This is a genomic window from Rhizobium sp. BK529 (genome assembly GCF_014194105.1).
Taxonomy (GTDB): domain Bacteria; phylum Pseudomonadota; class Alphaproteobacteria; order Rhizobiales; family Rhizobiaceae; genus Rhizobium.
In genome coordinates, this window is the sequence record NZ_JACIAU010000004.1 from 236,541 (window position 1) to 254,619 (window position 18,079).

18 protein-coding genes and 1 pseudogene are annotated in these 18,079 nt (G+C 59.6%); 11 read left to right on the top strand and 8 right to left on the bottom strand.

The genetic code is table 11. The features are described 5' to 3' along the window. Positions 1-5: 5 nt before the first annotated feature. Positions 6-253 (bottom strand): annotated as a pseudogene (locus tag FHX08_RS23970) (hypothetical protein). Between the two features lie 488 nt (positions 254-741). Here FHX08_RS23970 and ffh point away from each other — a divergent pair. From ffh to leuC, 9 genes are all read left to right on the top strand, one after another. Continuing rightward, positions 742-2,325 (top strand): signal recognition particle protein, encoded by a 1,584-nt coding sequence (ffh, locus tag FHX08_RS23975; protein WP_132655816.1) that lies wholly within the window; start codon positions 742-744, stop codon positions 2,323-2,325. A 16-nt stretch (positions 2,326-2,341) separates the two neighbouring features. Then, positions 2,342-2,650: a chorismate mutase gene (locus FHX08_RS23980; RefSeq protein WP_112564488.1), complete on the top strand. Its 309-nt coding sequence runs from the start codon at positions 2,342-2,344 to the stop codon at positions 2,648-2,650. 49 nt (positions 2,651-2,699) lie between these two features. Continuing rightward, positions 2,700-3,068: a 30S ribosomal protein S16 gene (gene rpsP, locus FHX08_RS23985; RefSeq protein WP_132655818.1), complete on the top strand. Its 369-nt coding sequence runs from the start codon at positions 2,700-2,702 to the stop codon at positions 3,066-3,068. Between the two features lie 126 nt (positions 3,069-3,194). Then, positions 3,195-3,764 carry a ribosome maturation factor RimM gene (rimM, locus tag FHX08_RS23990; RefSeq protein ID WP_132655820.1) on the top strand — a complete coding sequence of 190 codons (570 nt, stop codon included), beginning with the start codon at positions 3,195-3,197 and terminating at the stop codon, positions 3,762-3,764. A gap of 5 nt (positions 3,765-3,769) precedes the next feature. Next, positions 3,770-4,471, top strand: a complete 702-nt coding sequence (trmD, locus tag FHX08_RS23995) for a tRNA (guanosine(37)-N1)-methyltransferase TrmD (protein WP_184327708.1) — start codon at positions 3,770-3,772, stop codon at positions 4,469-4,471. Positions 4,472-4,669: 198 nt separating this feature from the next. Next, entirely contained in the window at positions 4,670-5,212 is a 543-nt protein-coding gene (rplS, locus tag FHX08_RS24000) for a 50S ribosomal protein L19 (protein ID WP_132655824.1), read from the top strand. 147 nt (positions 5,213-5,359) lie between these two features. Then, positions 5,360-6,157: a basic amino acid ABC transporter substrate-binding protein gene (locus FHX08_RS24005; RefSeq protein WP_132655826.1), complete on the top strand. Its 798-nt coding sequence runs from the start codon at positions 5,360-5,362 to the stop codon at positions 6,155-6,157. 18 nt (positions 6,158-6,175) lie between these two features. Further along, positions 6,176-6,994 carry an amino acid ABC transporter permease gene (locus FHX08_RS24010; protein WP_132655828.1) on the top strand — a complete coding sequence of 273 codons (819 nt, stop codon included), beginning with the start codon at positions 6,176-6,178 and terminating at the stop codon, positions 6,992-6,994. A gap of 242 nt (positions 6,995-7,236) precedes the next feature. Next, entirely contained in the window at positions 7,237-8,646 is a 1,410-nt protein-coding gene (gene leuC, locus FHX08_RS24015) for a 3-isopropylmalate dehydratase large subunit (protein WP_132655830.1), read from the top strand. 150 nt (positions 8,647-8,796) lie between these two features. Here leuC and FHX08_RS24020 read toward each other — a convergent pair whose 3' ends face one another. The 3 genes from FHX08_RS24020 to FHX08_RS24030 all read right to left on the bottom strand — a co-directional run bounded on the left by FHX08_RS24020 (position 8,797) and on the right by FHX08_RS24030 (position 10,688). Beyond that, positions 8,797-9,627: an aldo/keto reductase gene (locus FHX08_RS24020; RefSeq protein ID WP_132655832.1), complete on the bottom strand. Its 831-nt coding sequence runs from the start codon at positions 9,625-9,627 to the stop codon at positions 8,797-8,799. Between the two features lie 193 nt (positions 9,628-9,820). Beyond that, complete coding sequence (locus tag FHX08_RS24025; protein ID WP_132655834.1) at positions 9,821-10,090, bottom strand: hypothetical protein; 270 nt, start codon at positions 10,088-10,090, stop codon at positions 9,821-9,823. A 49-nt stretch (positions 10,091-10,139) separates the two neighbouring features. Next, positions 10,140-10,688, bottom strand: a complete 549-nt coding sequence (locus FHX08_RS24030) for a L,D-transpeptidase (protein ID WP_132655836.1) — start codon at positions 10,686-10,688, stop codon at positions 10,140-10,142. 138 nt (positions 10,689-10,826) lie between these two features. On the opposite strand from FHX08_RS24030, the gene FHX08_RS24035 reads away from it, so the two are divergent. After that, entirely contained in the window at positions 10,827-11,510 is a 684-nt protein-coding gene (locus tag FHX08_RS24035; protein WP_007814583.1) for a response regulator transcription factor, read from the top strand. A gap of 1 nt (position 11,511) precedes the next feature. Continuing rightward, the gene (locus tag FHX08_RS24040) at positions 11,512-11,967 is read left to right on the top strand and encodes a cyclic nucleotide-binding domain-containing protein (RefSeq protein ID WP_132655838.1); all 456 of its coding nucleotides are present in this window, start codon (positions 11,512-11,514) and stop codon (positions 11,965-11,967) included. A gap of 6 nt (positions 11,968-11,973) precedes the next feature. Here FHX08_RS24040 and FHX08_RS24045 read toward each other — a convergent pair whose 3' ends face one another. From FHX08_RS24045 to FHX08_RS24060, 4 genes are all read right to left on the bottom strand, one after another. Further along, on the bottom strand, positions 11,974-12,777 hold the full coding sequence (locus tag FHX08_RS24045) for an exodeoxyribonuclease III (RefSeq protein ID WP_132655840.1): 804 nt from the start codon (positions 12,775-12,777) through the stop codon (positions 11,974-11,976). Between the two features lie 161 nt (positions 12,778-12,938). After that, positions 12,939-13,613 carry an outer membrane lipoprotein carrier protein LolA gene (locus tag FHX08_RS24050; RefSeq protein ID WP_132655842.1) on the bottom strand — a complete coding sequence of 225 codons (675 nt, stop codon included), beginning with the start codon at positions 13,611-13,613 and terminating at the stop codon, positions 12,939-12,941. Positions 13,614-13,747: 134 nt separating this feature from the next. Beyond that, on the bottom strand, positions 13,748-16,417 hold the full coding sequence (locus tag FHX08_RS24055; protein ID WP_132655844.1) for an FtsK/SpoIIIE family DNA translocase: 2,670 nt from the start codon (positions 16,415-16,417) through the stop codon (positions 13,748-13,750). A gap of 233 nt (positions 16,418-16,650) precedes the next feature. Then, positions 16,651-18,072 carry an ammonium transporter gene (locus FHX08_RS24060; RefSeq protein ID WP_132655846.1) on the bottom strand — a complete coding sequence of 474 codons (1,422 nt, stop codon included), beginning with the start codon at positions 18,070-18,072 and terminating at the stop codon, positions 16,651-16,653. Between the last annotated feature and the right edge of the window lie 7 nt (positions 18,073-18,079).

Consider the following 18,079-nt stretch of genomic DNA (forward strand, 5'->3'; position numbering starts at 1 on the left):
ATGGCCTATGGAAATCCGGCAAATCCAGATTCAGCGCAGCATGCATCGGAACTGAGAGATGCCGCATGGGCTTCGACGATGGCAGCGGTGATGACCTTTCTGAGCTCATAGACGAACAAACGGGATCGTTTGCGATCCAGATCCTGTGCAGCTTTTGCCAGATTCAGGCCTTCCTTCAGGACAATAGTATGGGCACGCGCCAGCCCCAGCTTTCGATATCCCGATTTATCATTTGATATCTCCGCCCATTCATTCGGCATCAAGGATATTCGCGAATCATTTTACAGGATGTACTTAAATAGAAAGTAGAATCAGAAGCGGAGTATCTTGCAACCGGCCTTTTGAGGGAATTCAGGGCGCTGATCGACATATTTTTTCTTCAAAATTCGAAACAGCGGCGAATTTTTAAAAGATGGGATATTGCGTGTGTACTGCCTTTGCCGCGACCGTTTGGCTGACAGGATCTGCCCATAGGCGCTTGCCTTAGGCTTCGGAAAAATTCGTCGGCGGCAGCTCCGGACGCATTCGCCTTGACTTTCCCGCCGCTTTCCTGTTTATCGCGCCCAATCCGCGACGAGTAACAGACTCCGAGCCGCCGACCGGGACTGGATTCCGGAGGTCAACATCCGACAGCGCGTCGCGCCCTCGGGTGCTTTTTGGCTTTGCGTCTTGTTTTCGTCAAGGAAAAGCACGACGTTTCGGACATCCCAAATCTCCCCGAAACGTAGCAAGGAAGAGCCGATGTTTGAGAACCTCCAGGACCGTCTTGGTTCCATCCTGAATGGACTGACAGGCCGTGGCGCGCTTTCGGAAAGTGATGTTTCCGCGGCGCTGCGCGAGGTTCGCCGTGCGCTTTTGGAAGCCGACGTTTCGCTGGAAGTCGTCCGCTCCTTTACTGATCGCGTCCGCGAAAAGGCCGTCGGCGCCGAGATCCTGAAGTCGATCAAGCCCGGCCAGATGGTCGTCAAGATCGTCCATGACGAGCTGATCGAGATGCTCGGCGGCGAAGGTGTCGGCGTCGATCTGCGTGCCGCCGCCCCCGTCGTCATCATGATGGTCGGTCTGCAGGGCTCCGGTAAAACGACGACGACCGCAAAGATCGCCAACCGCCTGACGACGCGCGAGAAGAAGAAGGTGCTGATGGCATCGCTCGACACGCGCCGCCCGGCCGCGCAGGAGCAGCTTCGCCAGCTCGGCGCCCAGGCCAATATCGACACGCTGCCGATCATTGCCGGCCAGTCGCCGACCGATATCGCCGCTCGCGCCGTCCAGGCAGCCAAGCTCGGCGGTCATGACGTCGTCATTCTCGACACCGCCGGCCGTACTCATATAGACGAACCCTTGATGGTCGAAATGGCCGATATCAAGAAGAAGTCGAACCCGCACGAAATCCTGCTGGTCGCTGACAGCTTGACCGGTCAGGACGCCGTTAACCTCGCCCGCAGTTTCGATGAGCGCGTCGGCATTACCGGCCTTGTTCTGACCCGCATGGACGGTGACGGCCGCGGTGGCGCGGCTCTTTCCATGCGCGCCGTCACCGGTAAGCCGATCAAGCTGATCGGTGTCGGCGAACGGATGGGCGAGCTGGAGGAATTTCACCCCCGCCGTATTGCAGACCGTATCCTCGGCATGGGCGATATCGTCTCGCTTGTCGAGAAGGCGGCCGAGAACATCGACGCTGAGAAGGCGGCCGCAATGGCCGCCAAGATGGCCAAGGGCAAGTTCGACCTGAACGACCTCGCCGATCAGCTGAAGCAGATGCAGAAGATGGGCGGCATGGGCGGCATCATGGGTCTGATGCCCGGCATGGGCGGCATGAAGGACAAGATGGCTGCCGCTGGCCTCGACGACCGCCTCTTCAAGCGCCAGCTCGCCATCATTTCCTCGATGACCAAGGCCGAGCGCTCCAATCCCGACCTTCTCAAGCATTCGCGCAAGAAGCGCATCGCCGCCGGCTCCGGCACCGATGCCGCCGACATCAACAAGCTTCTGAAAATGCATCGCCAGATGGCTGATATGATGAAGATGATGGGGGGCAAGGGCAAAGGCGGCCTGATGAAGCAGATGATGGGCGGCCTCGCCGGCAAGATGGGGCTGGGGGGCCTCGGCGGCATGGGCGGCATGCCCGATCTCTCGAATAGCGACCCGAAGCAGCTGGAAGCTCTGCAGAAGCAGGCTGAAGCCGCGGGTCTCGGAAAGCCGGGTGGGGGTATGCCCGGTCTAGGCGGAGGCCTGCCGGGCGGATTGCCCGGCCTTGGCGGCGCAAAGCTGCCAGGCCTCGGTGGTGGTTTCTCGGGTCTGCCCGGATTGCCCAAGAAGAAATGAAAGGATCGCCTGCCCCATGATTGATCCAGACGTCAAAGCCCAGCTCGCCAAGTATCGCCAATCGATCGACAACATCGATGCGGCACTTGTGCATGTTCTTGCCGAACGTTTCCGCTGCACCAAGGAGGTCGGCGTGCTGAAGGCAAAATACAATCTGCCGCCGGCCGATCCGGCGCGCGAGGAATACCAGATTGCCCGCCTTCGACAGCTTGCCGAAGATGCGCATCTGGACCCGGATTTCGCCGAGAAGTTCCTGAACTTCATCATCAAGGAAGTCATCCGGCATCATGAGCAGATCGCTGCGGACCACGCCGCGGCACAATGAACCATACCGCCTCACGAAGCGGTCAAGAAAAGCCTAAGGAGTAAAGAACATGGCACTGAAAATTCGTCTCGCACGCGGTGGTTCCAAGAAGCGCCCGTATTACCACGTCGTTCTCGCTGATGCCCGCAGCCCGCGCGACGGCCGCTTCCTTGAGAACCTCGGTTCCTGGAACCCGATGCTTGCCAAGGACGACGAAAAGCGCGTTCAGCTGAACGGCGAGCGCATCAAGCACTGGCTCGACCAGGGCGCACTCCCGACCGACCGCGTCCTGCGTTTCCTTGACGAAGCCGGCATCTCCAAGCGCGAAGCCCGCAACAACCCGGAAAAGGCAAAGCCGGGCAAGAAGGCTCAGGAGCGCGCTGCCGAGAAGGCTCAGAAGGCTGCTGACGCCGCTGAAGCTGCTGCTTCCGCCGAATAATCGGTTTCAAATTCATCTGAACGGGCGGCATGGCGACATGCCGCCCGTTTCCGTTTCCATTCCCGCGCACTTCGTTTATGAGAGGCGTGATCTCAGCTTCTTGCCCGCGTTCGAATGAAGGAACCCATGACCAAGCTTGAAAACCCGGTGCTGATGGCCACCGTCGGTGGCGCCCAGGGCATTCGCGGCGAGGTGCGTGTAAAGGCCTATACAGCCGATCCGACCGCGCTCGGCGACTACGGCCACCTGCACAGCATGGATGGGCGCATTTTCGAGATTCTTGAACTGCGCGAGATGAAGAATATGGTCGTAGTCCGCTTTCGAGGCATTAATGACCGCAACGCAGCCGAGGCGCTGAACGGCCTGGAACTCTATATTGAGCGCGACAACCTCTCGGACGAGGAACTGGAGGACGACGAGTTCTTCTATGCCGACCTGGAGGGACTTGAAGCTTTCGACGACCAGGGCGTCAGCTACGGCACGGTGACTGGCGTCTTCGATTTCGGCGCCGGCGATCTGCTGGAGCTTAAGGGTCCGGGCAAACGTCCGGTCCTGATTCCCTTCTCGGAAGCTTCGGTGCTGGAAATCGACCTCGAGGCTGGCAAGCTGCTGATCGACCCGCTTGCCGCCGGCCTCGTCGACGATCCCGACGACCTCAAGGGGCTGGCACCTGGCAAGCCGAAGAAAAAGAAGTAAGCGCCATGGCTTTCCGGGCGACCGTGCTGACACTCTACCCGGAAATGTTTCCGGGCCATCTGGGCTTTTCGCTCGCTGGTAAGGCGGTCGAACGCGGACAATGGTCGCTCGATACCGTACAGATCCGCGACTTCACCACTGACAAACACCGCACTGTCGATGACACGCCGGCTGGCGGCGGGGCCGGCATGGTGCTGAAGCCCGATGTGCTCGCCCGTGCCATTGACAGCGCCTCTGAAAACGACAACCGCCCGCGCCTGCTGATGAGCCCGCGCGGCAAACCGCTGACGCAGGAGCGAGTCCGTGAGCTGGCTGCCGGTGATGGGGTGATCATTGTCTGCGGCCGCTTCGAAGGCGTCGATCAGCGGGTGATCGAAGCGCGCGAACTTGAGGAAGTCTCGATCGGCGATTATGTGCTTTCCGGTGGCGAGCCGGCAGCGTTGATCGTGCTTGACGCGATTGTGCGTATTCTGCCGGGCGTCATGGGCAACGACCTGTCCGGGCTGCACGAGAGCTTCGAAGGCGGGCTTCTGGAGCATCCGCACTACACGCGCCCGCAGGAGTGGGAAGGCCGCGAGATTCCGGCGATCCTGACTTCGGGCAATCACGGCGCCATCGAGAAATGGCGCCACGAACAGGCGGTTTCCCTAACCAGAAAAAGACGCCCCGATCTTCTCGCGGCTCAGAAGGCCGGAAAAGAAGGTTGATTTCACAAATTTGACGTCCAAGGGATGACAAGCAGAAGTCTTTCGTGTAATGGCCCACGCGGAAATGGGGTTAGCCCCGTCTGCCAGCAAACAAAGAATGGCGAATCCGCTCCCGCCTGCAAGGGCAAACTCCGGAGGCATCGACCGATGGACAGTGTGAGCGCTCTGGCTGTTTCAGAAGAACCAAAGGTTAAGACGATGAACATCATTCAGCAGCTTGAGGCCGAGCAGGCCGCCAAGATCGAAGCCAAGCGCACGCTTCCCGAATTCTCCCCGGGCGATACCGTCCGAGTCAACGTGAAGGTTACGGAAGGCAACCGTACCCGCGTTCAGGCCTACGAAGGCGTTTGCATCGCTCGCTCCGGCGGCGGTCTGCAGGAAAACTTCACGGTCCGCAAGATCTCTTACGGCGAAGGCGTCGAGCGCGTATTCCCGGTTTACTCCCCGCTGATCGAAAGCGTCGAAGTCGTTCGCCGCGGTAAGGTCCGCCGCGCCAAGCTCTACTACCTGCGCGACCGTCGTGGTAAGTCGGCTCGTATCGTCGAGAACACCGGCACCCGCGCCCGTAAGCTCAACGATGCCGAACGTCAGGCCGTTGCCGACGAAAAGGCACGTATCGAAGCTGAAAAGGTTGCCGCAGCCCAGGCTCTCGCCGCCGAAAAGGCAGCAGCAGAGGCCGCTGAAGCAAAGGCAGCAGCAGAAGCAGCAGCCGCTGCCGCAGCTGAAGGCTCTGCCGAATAAGCAGCTCGCGAAAGCGAAAATCATTGCATGGAAAAGGCGGTCTTTGGGCCGCCTTTTCTTTTTTGCGCTGGTGCGTAACTCATGCAGCCTTGCCATGACGGCATCTTCCATGACAATTCTGCCGTTCAAATAATGGGGAGCCACACCATGTTCTTTCGCCGCACCGTTCTTGCCGGCCTGACCGCCGTCATGCTTTCGCCGATCGCAGCCTTCGCCGCCAGCCTGCCGGACCTTGGCGGCAAGACCGTCGTCGTGGTGACTGAAAATGCCTATCCGCCGCTGCAGTTCGTCGACCCCAAGTCCGGCAAGGCGATCGGCTGGGAATATGATGCGATGAATGAGATCGCCAAGCGGCTGAATTTCAAGGTCGAATATCAGAACACCAGCTGGGATGCGATGATCCAGGCTGTCTCCGATGGCCAATATAACATCGGCATGACCGGCATCACCATCAAGGACGATCGCAAGCAGAAGGTCGACTTCTCCGACCCTTACATGCGCTCGCAGCAGTTCATGCTGGTGCGCGGCGACGAGAAACGCTTCACCGACGCCAAGAGCTTCGGCGCCTTCAAGGACGGCCTGATCGGCGCGCAGCCCGGTACATCGCCCTTCTATACCGCCGTCTATGAAATCCTCGACGGCAACGAGCAAAACCCGCGTATCAAGCTCTTCGAAACCTTCGGCGCGACCGTCCAGGCTTTAAAGACCGGCGACGTCGATCTCGTCCTGACGGATAGCGTCGCGGCCAAAGGTTATGTTGACTCCTCGAATGGCGGCCTGAAGGTCGTCGGTGAGCCGCTTGGCACCGAGGACTTCGGCTTCATCTTCCCGAAAGGTTCCGATCTCGTCGCTCCCGTCAATGCGGCTATTGCCAGCCTGAAGGCAGACGGCACTTTCGATGCACTGAACAAGAAGTGGTTCCTCGACTACAAGATGGGCGAATGATCTGCTGAGCGATCGCAGATGGCGCCACAACCATCCCCGCGACACGAGAAGGACGACCGTCCCTGGTGGCTGGTCGTCCTTGTTCTGATCGGCATCGTCCTCGCTGTCGTCATCATCACCAACGATATCTACACGCAGGTCTTCCGGACAGTGGTGAATGGTGTCGGCATCACCGTGTTCGTGACTCTCGTCGCCTTCGTTCTGGCAACGGTGCTCGGCCTCGGCATCGCGCTGCTTGGCCTCTCCGACAGCATCGTGCTACGTCAGATCGCCCGCTTCTATATCGAGATCATCAGGGGCGTCCCAATCCTCGTGCTGCTCTTCTATATTGCTTTCGTCGGTGCACCGGGTTTTGTCGCGGCCTATAATTTCGCAATTACGCCTCTGGTGAAGGCCGGCGTCACCGAGCCGATCCTCGTGCGCGACCTGTCGCTGATGTGGCGCGCCATCATCGCGCTGATGATCGGCTATTCCTCCTTCGTCGCCGAAATCTTCCGCGCCGGTTTCCAGTCGGTCGATATCGGCCAGATCGAGGCGGCCAAGTCGCTCGGCCTGTCGCGCTACCGCCGCTTCCGCCTCGTCGTCTTTCCGCAGGCTATCCGGGTGATCTTTCCGCCGCTTTCCAACGACTTCGTCTCGATGGTTAAAGATTCGTCTCTCGTCTCCGTCCTCGGCGTTGCCGACATCACGCAGATGGGCAAGGTCTATGCCTCCGGCTCCTTCCGCTTCTTCGAAACCTATTCGATCGTCACCTATATTTACCTGGTCCTCACGATCGGTCTGTCGCTCTTCCTGCGTCGGATCGAGAAGAAGATGAAGCAGATGCCACGGCGCTAGCACGCCTCACGATTCGAATTGCCGTTTCGATCAAAAATCGTTATATCCAGCGCCATGGAATCCAAGTTCAGATGCATCGGTGCGCATATTTTCGTGCTGCAGGATCATTACCGCCTGCCGGCACGCTTCTTTGCGTCCGTTTCCGGTGCGCTCAACAGCCGACTTCGTTGATCGAATGACGGCCGGCGGAGCCTGTCCGCCACATCCCTTATTCCATGCTCCAGCCAAAACGGACATTAGCCATGAGCGCACCGCGTACCCTTTACGATAAGATCTGGGCCGACCATCTGGTCGACGAACAGGAAGACGGGACCTGTCTTCTCTACATCGACCGTCACCTGGTCCATGAAGTCACCTCGCCGCAGGCTTTCGAAGGTCTGCGCATGTCTGGCCGCAAGGTCCGTGCGCCGGAAAAGACGCTTGCCGTCGTCGACCACAACGTTCCGACCTCCGCTGATCGCCACCTCGGCATCAAGAACGAGGAAAGCCGTATCCAGGTCGAGCAGCTCGCCAAGAATGCCGCCGAGTTCAACGTCGAGTACTACTCCGAGAACGACAAGCGCCAAGGTATCGTCCACATCATCGGGCCGGAACAAGGCTTCACCCTGCCGGGCATGACGATCGTCTGCGGTGATAGCCACACCTCCACACATGGCGCCTTCGGCTCGCTCGCCCACGGTATCGGCACGTCGGAAGTCGAGCACGTTCTCGCCACCCAGACGCTGATTCAGAAGAAGGCCAAGAATATGCTGGTGCAGGTCGACGGCCAGCTGCCGCCGGGCGTCACCGCCAAGGATATCGTTCTTGCCATCATCGGCGAGATCGGTACGGCCGGCGGCACCGGTTATGTCATCGAATATGCCGGCGAAGCGATCCGCTCGCTATCGATGGAAGGCCGCATGACGATTTGCAATATGTCGATCGAAGGCGGCGCCCGCGCTGGCCTGATTGCGCCTGACGAAATCACCTTCGAATATATAAAGGGCAAGCCGCGCGCCCCGAAGGGTGAAGCGCTGGAACAGGCGATCGCGTATTGGAAGACGCTGAAGTCCGACGAAGGCGCCCATTTCGACCGTATCGTCAAGCTGAACGCTGCCGAGCTGCCGCCGATCGTCTCCTGGGGCTCTTCGCCGGAAGACGTCGTCTCCGTTCAGGGCATCGTGCCGAATCCGGACGACATCCAGGACGAGACGAAGCGTGCCTCCAAGTGGCGTGCGCTCGACTATATGGGCCTGAAGCCTGGTACGAAGATGACCGACATCGCTGTCGATCGCGTCTTCATCGGCTCCTGCACCAATGGCCGTATCGAGGACCTGCGCGCCGCCGCCAAGGTTGTCGAGGGCAAGACTGTTGCCGCGACCGTCAATGCCATGATCGTTCCGGGCTCCGGCCTCGTGAAGGAACAGGCGGAAGCGGAAGGCCTCGACAAGATCTTCAAGGCTGCCGGCTTCGACTGGCGCGAGCCAGGCTGCTCCATGTGCCTTGCCATGAACGACGACCGCCTGAAGCCGGGTGAACGCTGCGCATCGACCTCGAACCGCAATTTCGAAGGCCGTCAGGGCTTCAAGGGCCGCACGCACCTCGTCTCGCCGGCCATGGCCGCAGCCGCTGCGATCGCCGGCCACTTCGTCGATATTCGCGAGTGGAAGTGATCCTTCTCGCATAACCAGCATGAAAAAGCCCGGCGCTCCAGCACCGGGCGAGGCGACACCTCCCGTTTTGGCGGCTCGAGCTGCAATTATTGATCGGCTGCAGCTGTGGATGACCCTCTGGTACCCCCAGAGGGTCATTTTGTATAAAGCTTAGAACGTCGCGGTGTAAGGATCGGGACCCATACGAGCGCTGGCGCTGTCGAGTTTGGCGATCACAGCCATGTCTTCCCCATCCAGCTTGAAATCGAAGACGTCGAAGTTCTCTTCGATACGCGACGGTGTCACCGACTTCGGTATGACGACAAGGCCGGTATCGATGTGCCAGCGGATGATGACCTGAGCCGGAGTCTTGCTGTGTTTGGCAGCAATCTGGCCGATGACCGGATTGGAAATGAAACGACCCTGACCGAGCGGGCTCCAGGATTCTGTAACGATGCTCAGCTTCTTGTGCGCTTCCTGCGCAGCCTTCTGCTGAAAGTCGGGATGAAGCTCGATCTGGTTGATGACCGGAACCACGCCCGTATCGCCGATGATGTGGTCGAGATGATCGGGATAGAAGTTCGACACGCCGATGGATCGCACGCGGCCTTCTTCCCTCAGGCGCACGAAAGCCTTCCAGGTTTCGCGATAAAGCCCGCGATGCGGTGATGGCCAGTGAATGAGATAAAGGTCGATATAATCGCTACCGAGTTTCTTCAGGCTGACCTCGAAGGCGCGCAGTGCATTGTCATATCCCTGGTCGGTATTGCGCAGCTTCGTCGTGACAAAGATATCCCTGCGGTCGACGCCTGCCTGGCGGATGCCTTCGCCGACACCCTCTTCATTGTCATAGCCGGACGCCGTATCGATATGGCGATAGCCGGCGGCAATGGCCGCGCGCACGGTCGGGGCCGCGATATCCTGCGGGGTTTGCCAGACGCCGAGACCCACCTGGGGAATGGAATGTCCGTCATGGAAAGTGATGATGGGCTGAGCGGTCACAATATATCTCCGGAAGTTTGAAGAGTGGGCCAAAGACACGAATTGAATGGGCATGAATTGAAGCCGCAAGCGGTTTTCCCTGAACGCATTGCTGCCCGCGCGTTCGGTCGAAAATTCATATAGGATACCGGCCGATGAAGACAATCGCTCCCTTGCCGCGGAAGGGAAGCGGCTCCTTCTCAAGGCCGGCGGATCAGCGTTCCTTTGAACGGACTGCTGTTGTGGAAGCCGGCGACGATATCGATTCCTCTACCGTGCAGCCGATGAAAGCTTGGCCTCCGCGTCCTTGTTGGCGAAGATCGATCGTAGAGACATCGGCGACGATATGCTCTTCCGGCTGGCTGCAGCGCCTGATATCGACGCCACCGCCATCGGCCGCCTTCGTTCCCTCGAAATAGCCGTGGTCCAGCGGATAAACGATTTTGGGATAGCGCGGACGGTCGAGAACAATGCGCGACTTCAAGACCTGCCTCTCCCCACTTCGCAAAACGCCTTGTAAGATGGGTCGGCTGTCATATCACTCTCACCGTCGTTCCCCTTCTCAGGAATGGCAGGATACGGCGCATATCGCGGACGCTGACCGCGACACAGCCGGCGGTCGGCTCATAGCCGGGCCGGATGAGATGGAAGAAGATTGCCGAGCCTCGATTGCGCGCCCGTGAGGTCACGTTCCAGTCGAGCACCAGACAAATATCGTAAAGCCCATCCTTCCGCTTCATCTCCTCATGGCTCGGCTTGAACGGCGCCCTGACCGGCCTGTTGTAGTTCGCATCAGCGGGCTGATCGCACCAGAGCATGTCGGCACGAATGCGCTTGATCGGCAGTGACGAGGCAAGACGCCCATTTCGTTCGCCGCGCCGAAAGCCGTAAAGCACTTGCATCGAAGCAATCGGCGTTGCCCCGTCGCCTTCCCGCTTCATCACGGTTCGGCCGCTTCGGCCGATCGCGGCGGGTAAGGTAAGCGGGCCAAACCGAACGATAGCTCTGCTTGGTTTGCCGGGCGCGGCGCGCACCACGAGCGTTGAGGGCCTGCCAATTCGCTCTCGCCTTGCTTTTTCCATTTTTCTCGCATGTTCTTGAATTGCCTTGGGCTTCGATTGAAACCATATGAAGTCTTACGCGGCAACGACAGACCGCCAATCCTTGCCAAATGTTGAATTTGGCGTAGGAGTATCTGACAAACGCAAGGACTCACCAGCATGACCGCACGCACCATTCTTCTGGTGGATGACGACGACGACCTTCGCCAGACGTTGACGGAGCAACTGTCGTTGTATGAGGAATTCTCCGTCCTGCAGGAAGCAACCGCGGGCAAAGGCGTGCAAGCCGCCCGCTCAAATCCGGTCGATCTGCTGATCATGGACGTTGGCCTGCCGGATATGGACGGTCGTGAGGCGGTGAAGCTTCTCCGCAAAGGCGGCTTCAAGGCACCGATCATCATGCTCACCGGCCACGACACGGATTCGGACACGATCCTCGGCCTCGAGGCCGGCGCCAACGACTACGTCACCAAGCCCTTCCGCTTCGCCGTGCTGCTCGCGCGCATCCGCGTGCAGCTTCGCCAGCATGAACAGAGTGAAGATGCCACTTTCACCGTCGGCCCTTATCTGTTCAAGCCGAGTCAGAAGCTGCTGACGACTGATAACGGCCAGAAGATCCGCCTGACGGAAAAGGAAGCGGCGATCATCCGCTATCTATACCGCGCCGAACAGAAGGTCGTGACCCGCGACGTGCTGCTGGAAGAAGTCTGGGGCTACAATTCCGGCGTCACCACTCACACGCTGGAAACACATGTCTACCGCCTGCGCCAGAAGATCGAGCGGGATCCATCCAACGCCGAGATCCTTGTGACGGAAAACGGCGGATACAAGATCATCCCGTAGAATGTCTCTTTCCGACGATATCCATCTGCTGTCGCAGCTTCCGCTCTTCAAGGACATGAACGACGACCAGCTGCGCCTGATTGCTTTCGGCGCAGACCGGCGCGTGATTGCAGCCGGGCAGATGCTGTTCCGTCAGGGTTCACCCGCCGAAAGCGCCTATGTGATCACCAGCGGTAGCCTCGAACTCAGCGTGACGGGCGCAGATGGCATGGGACGGACTGAAGCAATCGCCGGTGCGGGAGCGTTGATTTCGGAGCTGGCCCTTATCACGCTGGTGGAGCGCAAGTTCACCGCGATCGCACGCGAGGATACCGCCATCATCCGCATCACGCGCGCTCTGTTCCATCGCCTGATCGAGGAATATCCCTCTGCGGCACGCCTCATGGAAAGCCGCATCCGCGACAGCATTGCCGATCTTGCGGCACAAGCCGCAAGCCAGTTTCACCGATTCAGCTGAAGCTTCTCAGAGGTCGAGATGCACGGTCACCGGCACATGATCGGATGGCCGCTCCCAGCCGCGCGCTTCCTTGAGCACCTCGATGCGCTGCAGATGCGGACCGAGGTCGGGCGAAGACCAGATGTGGTCGAGACGTCGGCCCTTGTCGGCAGCTTCCCAATCCTTCGCGCGGTAGCTCCACCACGTATAGAGCTTCTCATTGGCAGGCACATGCTGGCGCATGAGATCGTGCCAGCCGCCGCGCTTCATCACTTCGATGAGCCCGTCGGTTTCGACCGGCGTATGGCTGACGATCTTTAGAAGCTGCTTGTGCGACCAGACATCATGTTCCAGCGGTGCAATATTGAGATCACCAACGAGGATGGCTGAGGTGTTTGGTTCGGCGCTGGCCTTCAGGTTCTTCATCTCTTCGATGAAATCGAGCTTGTGGCCGAATTTCGGATTGATCGAGCGGTCAGGCTCGTCACCCCCGGCAGGAACGTAGAAATTATGCAGGCGGATACGCCGGTTGCCACGCTCGAAGATTGCCGAAATATGGCGCGCATCGCCGACATTGCAGTAGTCCTGCCGATGGTCTTCGGTCAGCGGTACCCGCGAGGCAATCGCGACGCCATGGTAGCCTTTCTGGCCGTGAACGATGATGTGCTCGTAGCCCATCGCACGCAGCGGTGCCAGCGGGAAGAGATCGTTCGGAACCTTGGTTTCCTGCAGGCAGAGGATGTCGGGCCGGTGCTTCAGCACCAACTGCTCGACGATCGGCATGCGCAGCCGCACCGAATTGATGTTCCAGGTGGTGATGGAGAAACTCATGCCTGCCCTTTCAGATCCGTCTGAAAAGGCTTTAGAGCAAAGGCGTCAGCGAGAAAACCGGCCGCAGACAAAAGCGGCCGGCGATCAACCGAAAAGCACCGTAGCATCGGCCCGAAGATCTGAATCGATTTTCGGAAAGCCCAATGCGTAGACTAAACACTCTAATCACGGTTCGCTGAAGTGCCCTTGATATCCTCATAGGGCACGCGGAAGACGCGCTCGTCAAAAGCAACACCGGTCTTGACGTTGAAGATCATCACCGAGGTATCCTTGCCCTGGTTGTCGGTGATCGTCCATTGACGCAAATCATAGGTCTTGGGATCGAACATCATTGTGATGGTCGAATTGCCGAACACAGTATTGTTGCCGAGCGAGATCGTCGTCAGATCGGACTCTTCCTTCACACCTTTCACCATGCCGGCCGAGAGATCGATATGCGGTGCAAGCAGAAGACTGAGCGGCGTCTTGGAGAGCGGATAAAGATCCCAAGTCTTCAGTTTCACATTGCCGATCGCGACATTCTTGCCATCGGCAATGACGCGCATCGGCGACGGATCGTCATAATTGAAGCGCAGCTTGCCGGGACGCTCGATGAAGAACTTGCCGCCGGTCTGTTCGCCGCGCGGACCGAACTGCACGAACTCGCCCTGCATCGTGGCAACACCGGAGAAATGATCGGCAATGGCCTGCGCGGTGGCGCTGTTGGCGGCAGGTGAGGCCGCCTGGGCGGAGGCAGAGAGCGGAACGGCGCTTGCGACGGCCGCAGCGGCAAAAGCGCCGAGAACATCGCGGCGGGTTACCGGTAGGCGGGAGAAGATGGATGCGGAGTTGGTCATGTGAACCTCCTGTATGCGGTCTGCATGCCGTTGAAAGGCGGCGTCTTCAAGGCGCGCAATCACCCGGTAAAAGGTAACAGATTATATGCCCCGAGGTTTCCGCCGTACGGGCTGCGCCATCAAATTTTCTTTACTCAGCGGTCCAGGATATCCCCGTCCGTCGGCACGAGAATCTCGCGTTTGCCGGCATGGTTGGCAGGGCCGATGATGCCCTCCTGCTCCATGCGCTCGATCAGCGACGCGGCCCTGTTATAGCCGATCCCGAGCCTGCGCTGAACATAGGACGTGGATGCCTTGCCGTCGCGCAGAACGATGGCGACAGCCTGATCATAAGGATCTTCCGAATCGGCAAGGTTTGCCGTGCCGGCCGGACCGCCACCATAATCGCCATCCTCGTCGTCATCGGCGGTGATGGCATCGAGATATTGCGGCGAGCCTTGCGTCTTCAGATAGGAGACAATCTCTTCGACTTCGACGTCAGATACGAAAGGACCGTGAACGCGTTGGATACGGCCGCCACCCGCCATATAGAGCATGTCGCCCATGCCGAGCAGCTGTTCAGCGCCCTGCTCGCCGAGGATCGTGCGACTGTCGATCTTCGAGGTTACCTGGAAGGAAATACGGGTCGGGAAGTTTGCCTTGATCGTGCCGGTGATGACGTCGACCGAAGGACGCTGGGTCGCCATGATGACGTGGATGCCGGCCGCACGCGCCATCTGCGCGAGGCGCTGGACCGCGCCTTCGATATCCTTGCCGGCGACCATCATCAGGTCGGCCATCTCGTCTATGATGACGACGATATAGGGCATCGGCTGCAGGTCGAACTCTTCGGTCTCGTAAACCGCCTCGCCGGTCTGCCGATCGAAGCCGGTCTGTACCGTGCGCGAGATCGTGTCGCCCTTGGCAAGCGCCTGCTCGACACGCGTATTGAAGCCGTCGATATTGCGAACGCCGATCTTCGACATCTTCTTGTAGCGCTCTTCCATCTCCCGGACGGTCCATTTCAGCGCAACGACGGCCTTCTTGGGATCGGTGACGACGGGCGAAAGCAGATGTGGAATGCCATCGTACACTGAGAGTTCAAGCATCTTCGGGTCGATCATGATGAGACGGCACTGTTCCGGCGTCATGCGATAGAGCAGCGACAGGATCATGGTGTTGATGGCAACCGACTTGCCCGAACCGGTCGTACCGGCCACCAGCAGATGCGGCATTTTTGCAAGATCGGCGATGACAGCCTCGCCGCCGATCGTCTTGCCGAGTGCCATCGCGAGCTTTGCCTTGGAACCTTCGAAATCGCGGGACCCGATCAGTTCGCGCAGATAGACGGTTTCGCGCGTCTGGTTCGGCAATTCGATACCAATCGCGTTGCGACCCGGCACGACGGCGACACGGGCGGCGATCGCGCTCATCGAACGGGCGATATCGTCAGCAAGGCCGATGACGCGGGACGACTTGATGCCGGGCGCCGGCTCCAGTTCATAAAGCGTGACGACCGGGCCAGGGCGGACATGGATGATCTCGCCCTTGACGCCGAAATCCTCCAGCACGCCTTCCAGCATGCGGGCATTCTGCTCCAGCGCATCGGCCGAAAGCGTGGAATCGCGCACTACATTCTTCGGCTCTGCGAGCAGGTGCATGGAAGGAAGCTGGAAACCTTCCGGCCGGATGAACGAACCCTGCGCCTCGCGTTCGACGCGGGCGCCAGGTTTCGGACGGGCCGAAGCGGGAATGACGCGCGGTTCAGGCTTAGCATTTGATTTCGCCGGCGCGCGGATCATCCAATCATCGTCGTCAGGCAGGATATCGGCCGGACGCGGCGGCATGTCGGTGTCGAACGGCGGATCGTCATCCTCATCTTCATCGTCATTGAGAGAGATGGAAGGTGCCGAAACGACACGGCGGCTCGATGCGGCGCGTGACTCCATAGACGGATCCATCCGTTCACCGCGCGTAAGAGGCTTGGCACGTACGGGCTCGTTCAGCGTACCGAATTCATCGTCGTTGAAATCGTAGGGCGATTCGAAATCGCTCTGGCGGCGCTTGCGCGGGCCCATGCCGAAAAGCCGGCGGAAACGGGCCTGATTCATGTACCAGGCATGGGTGATGGCACCGCTGAAGGCCATCCAGCGGGATTCGTCGTCTTCATCATCCTCTTCGCCGACGACACGTGCCTTGCTTCGCGTATCGACATAATCCTCTTGTTCGTCTTCCTCCTCATCGAGCTCGCTGCGGCCGACGATACCGGCCGCAAAGAGCATCATCCACGCGGTTGGGACGGCGAAGACGCAGCCGACGGCGGTGGCGAAGACGCCGGTTGGATAAGCGCCGACGAAGAGAGCCGGAAAGCGCAGGATCATGTCACCGATGACGCCGCCGATACCGTTCGGGATCGGCCAGGTGAGCGGCGGCGGGAAACAGCCGATAACGGCGGACGAAAGCACAGTACCGGCAAGCCAGGCGCCGGCGCGCGCCGGGATGCGGCTGATACGGCGACCGGAAATCAGCGCCAGCGCCCAGGCAACGATCGGCAGCATCGAAACGACGCTCGCCAACCCCAGGAACTGCATGGCAACGTCGGCGAAGGCTGCACCGCTATAGCCCAGCACATTGGTGGGCAGGTTACTCGTGGCATAGGAATAGCTGGGATCGGTGACATTCCATGTCGCAAGTGCCGCAACCGCGAGCGCCAGCATCAGAAAGACCGCAAAGCCGATCAGCGCCTGGATCTGCCGCAGCATGAATGCCGAGAAGGAGAACCGGTCAGGACGGCCATCCATTGCCGGCGACGTACTTCTTGCCATGTTCTAACCCGTCCAAATGCCTGTGGGCACGCGAATCGCAAAGATTCGCCGCGCCAAATGCGTCCGCTCCACCTAACCAAAGTAGAGTTAAAGCGATGTTAACCATGCATATGTCGGATCACTAAAAAGAAAAGGACCCGAACCTTGGAAGGTCCGGGCCAAGAGCGGCTTATGGTTAGATAGCCGCGACGGGCTGTTCAGCGGCGCCCTTGTGCGGGCGCCGCAAATCTAGATTAGGCGTGGTAGGCGGCTTCGCCGTGCGTGGCAAGGTCGAGACCTTCGCGCTCGGCTTCGACCGTAACGCGCAGCCCGATGATGACGTCGACGATCTTGTAGAGGATCGCCGAGCCGATGCCCGACCATGCGATCGTAACCAGCACGCCCTGGAACTGCTTGAACACCTGCGATGCCGTACCGCCGTAGGTGGCGGCGAAGTCCGGCGTCCCGTAATCAACGATGCCGGCGCCGCCGAGGGCCGGATTGACGAGGATACCGGTGCCGATGGCGCCGAGGATACCGCCAATGCAATGGACGCCGAAAACATCGAGCGAGTCGTCATAGTTGAACTTGTTCTTCACGACATCGACGAAGAAGTAGCAGACCGGCGAGACGACGAGGCCGAGAACGATCGAGCCCATTGGCCCGGCAAAACCAGCAGCCGGGGTAACGGCGACGAGGCCGGCAACGGCACCCGAGGCAGCACCGAGCATCGAAGCCTTCCCGCGAGCGAAGCTTTCGACGATGCACCAGGAAACAGCGGCAGCTGCCGTTGCAACGAAGGTGTTGATCATGGCGAGCGATGCGTAACCGTTGGCTTCGAGGTTGGAACCGGCGTTGAAGCCGAACCAGCCGACCCACAGGAGCGAGGCGCCAACCATGGTGAGCGTCATGGAGTGCGGTGCCATGATCTCCTTCTTATAGCCCGTGCGCTTGCCGAGCATGATAGCCCCGATCAGGCCGGCGATACCGGCATTGATGTGAACGACCGTACCGCCGGCGAAATCGATTGCGCCGAGCGAGTAGATGAAGCCAGCCGGAGCGGTGTAGGCGCTCGGGCCGCCCCAGAACCAGACCATGTGCGCCATCGGGAAATAGACGACGGTGACCCACAGGATGACGAAGAGCATCACGGCCGAGAACTTGATACGTTCGGCGAACGCGCCGACGATCAGGGCCGGAGTAATGCAGGCGAAGGTCATCTGGAAGCAGATGAAGGTGAGCTCCGGAATCGCAACGCCCTTCGAGAAGGTTTCAGCCAGCGAGGATGGCGTCACACCGGCAAGGAAGGCCTTGGAGAAGCCACCAACAAAGCTGTTCAGCGAGCCGCCGTCCGTGAAGGCGAGCGAATAGCCGTAGGTGACCCAGATGATCATGACGACCGCCGTGATCATGAAGACCTGCATGAGAACCGACAGCATGTTCTTGGCGCGGACGAGACCGCCGTAGAACAGCGCCAGACCGGGTATGGTCATGAGGAGAACGAGCACCGTGGAAATCAGCATCCACGTGTTGTCGCCCTTCTCCATCGTCATGGCCGGCGCAGCAGCGGCAGCGGCTGGGGCGGCTTCCTGGGCGAAGGCAACGACCGGCGCCAGCAGAGCAGCCGAGAAGGCGCCTACCCGTGCGATGTTGGAGGAAAACTTCGAAATTGACATTGGAAAT